This window comes from Vibrio fujianensis (genome assembly GCF_002749895.1).
In the GTDB taxonomy this organism is placed as follows: domain Bacteria; phylum Pseudomonadota; class Gammaproteobacteria; order Enterobacterales; family Vibrionaceae; genus Vibrio; species Vibrio fujianensis.
This window is the reverse complement of sequence record NZ_NBUS01000042.1, coordinates 383,257-385,929: the sequence shown is the minus strand read 5'-3', so window position 1 is coordinate 385,929 and position 2,673 is coordinate 383,257. Positions and strand designations below refer to the sequence as shown.

Genomic DNA, 2,673 nt, shown 5'->3' with positions numbered 1-2,673 from the left:
GGGGTGTAGCTCCAATTGGCAGAGCAGCGGATTCCAAATCCGCGTGTTGGGAGTTCGAATCTCTCCACCCCTGCCATATTTTAAGAAGGTCTTAGTCATATGATTAAGACCTTTTTTGATCTAAAGCTAATAGCCTTAATTTCGGTTGGTTCCAAAGGGGCTGATTGTATTGGCATCCAAAAAAATAAGCGTGTTGGAAATTCGAATCTCTCCCCCTTTTGCGCATCACAAAAATTTCGATAAAGATATTTTTTTATATTTTTATCCACTTGATATATTGAAGCATTTCCCTTGCTTCTATCGTTTGCTTGTTCTTTTTCTGTTATCATTTTGTTGTGTTGGAGGGTGATACCCCTCTTCTTTTGTTACGCAATATGGTCCGGTGTGGATAGGATATTGCGGGTTTATTAACGAGAGAAAAACCTCGCAGTATTAAGCCTATTTAATACTAGACCTAGACTATATTTCGCATAACTCAGGGTTGAAAATACATTATGAATAAGGTTATTGAAACGATCCAAGCGCATCGATCTATTCGTGCGTTTAAAGAGCAGCCGATCAGTCAGGAACAATTGGATAACATTATTGCTTCTGGTATTGCGGCTTCTTCTTCTAGCTTGATTCAAGCGATCTCCATCATTCGAGTAACGGATCAAAAAAAACGTGCACAGCTCGCTAAATTAGCAGGCCAGCAGCCTTATGTTGAGACTGCTGCTGAGTTTCTGATTTTTTGCATTGATTATCAGAGACATTATTCGATTAATAATGATGTTAAAGCTGAATTTATGGAGCTGGCTTTAATTGGAGCAATTGATGCTGGAATCATGGCACAAAACTGTTTACTTGCCGCCGAATCAATGCAGCTTGGAGGGGTTTATATTGGTGGCTTGAGAAATTCACCTAATGAGGTGGATGAGTTGTTGCAATTGCCGCCATATTCGGCCGTTTTATTTGGGTTATGTTTAGGTTATCCCGATCAAAATCCTGAATTGAAACCTCGTTTAAGTGCAAACGTTATTGTTCATGAAAATACTTACCAGCCATTAGATTTGAGGCAGATTAAACTTTATGATCAAAAAATGAGTCGCTACTATCAGTCTCGGTCGACGAATACAAAGCAGCAAGGATGGTCTGAGCAAATTTGTCGCAAGTTGAGTCAAGAGTCGAGACCTTTTATGCTCGATTACTTAAATAAAAAAGGGTTGGCCAAAAAATAGCGGTAAAAATCCGCCCCTCACTTTTCATGAAGAGAGGCGGTTTTTTATGATTCATTACCTTGTTCTGAAAAGGATTGCCGGTTCTTTCTTGCATTACTTAGCATATTGTTAAAGTAATGGCGTAACGAATACAGCATCAATAAGCTCGGAATAACCATTAATGCGGTTAAAATGAAAAATAATGGCCAGTTATCGAGGTATTCTGCTAGCTCACCACTGAAGGAGGCGAGCGTTGTTCTACTGAAGTTACCCAGAGAGGCGAGCAGGGCGTATTGTGTTGCAGAAAAGGCTTGGCCAGTCATGACTGTTAAAAATGATACAAATGCGACTGTTGAAAATGCAGTCGTGAAATTATCAACTAAAATAGTTGCGAGAAGAAGATGCTCATTAGGCCCTGTTTGAGCGATCCAAGCGAACATTAAATTACTGGCTGACATCGCAATGCCACCTATCATTAAGCCTCGCACAATACCAAAGCGAACATTAAACATACTGCCAACGAAAGTAAATAACATCGTAATGCCCCAACCAATCAATTTGGAATAATAACCGATCTGTTCATTACTAAAGCCAATATCTTTATAAAAAGCAATCGACATTCTACCCAAGAAGGCTTCACCTATCTTAAATAAAAAGACAAAAAGTAGCAGTGTGATTGCGACACGAGAGCCATTGCGACGAAAGAAATCAATAAAAGGTTCGAATAGAGTGACACTTAACCAACTAATTGCTTTAAAATGAACAACTTGGTTATGCCTCTCTTCTGCTTGTTTTTGTAGCTTATCTCTGTATGTTTTAGGCTCACTGACTAATACAGTAAATAGCATGAGTAGAATAATAACGGCGGCCATTCCGTAATAAACCATGTTCCAGCCAATATCATCGGCATTGATAAAAGCAAAGTAACCAGGAAGAGAGTATCCCGTCCACCAGCCAATGACGGCCATTGCTGATGCTTGCGGTAGCTTAGATTGTTCGGATTTTTGAAAAGTATCGATTCGAAAAGCATCAATGGCGATATCTTGCGTTGCCGAGGCAATTGCAATGCAGAGTGCCAGAATTGACATCGCAGCAAGGTTGCTGGTTGGGTTCATGCCAGCAATACATAAAGTGCAAATAAACACAAACAATTGGCAAAAGAGAATCCAACTTCGTCTTTGCCCTAAGCGTGCATGTAAAAAAGGTAATTTTACGCGATCAACTAATGGAGCCCATAAAAAATTAATCGCATAAACAGAAAATACACTACCAAAGTAGCCAATAGCGGCAAGAGTCAAGCCTGCATCTTTAAGCCACCCCGACATATTTGAGCCGATCAACACCCATGGAAAGCCGCTAGAGCAACCGAGCATAAAAACCCATAAAAGTCGGCGATCAAGATAACTTTTAAATGTTTGTGACCAAGTGAGAGAGTGAGCTTTGCTCGGCATGAAGCAACATCCTTATCAAGTTAGCC

2 protein-coding genes are annotated in these 2,673 nt (G+C 40.1%); one reads left to right on the top strand and one right to left on the bottom strand.

The window, feature by feature from the left end:
• Positions 1 to 494: 494 nt before the first annotated feature.
• Entirely contained in the window at positions 495 to 1,217 is a 723-nt protein-coding gene (gene nfsA / locus B7C60_RS10800; protein ID WP_099611655.1) for an oxygen-insensitive NADPH nitroreductase, read from the top strand.
• 44 nt (positions 1,218 to 1,261) lie between these two features.
• Here the strand turns inward: nfsA and B7C60_RS10795 are convergent, their stop codons facing one another.
• Positions 1,262 to 2,647 carry an AmpG family muropeptide MFS transporter gene (locus B7C60_RS10795; RefSeq protein ID WP_099611654.1) on the bottom strand — a complete coding sequence of 462 codons (1,386 nt, stop codon included), beginning with the start codon at positions 2,645 to 2,647 and terminating at the stop codon, positions 1,262 to 1,264.
• Between the last annotated feature and the right edge of the window lie 26 nt (positions 2,648 to 2,673).

What these genes read in the sequence shown, in the direction of transcription:
- nfsA (WP_099611655.1), top strand. Translation starts at nt 495, where the DNA reads ATGAATAAGGTTATTGAAACGATCCAAGCGCATCGATCTATTCGTGCG.
- B7C60_RS10795 (WP_099611654.1), bottom strand. Translation starts at nt 2,647, where the DNA reads ATGCCGAGCAAAGCTCACTCTCTCACTTGGTCACAAACATTTAAAAGT.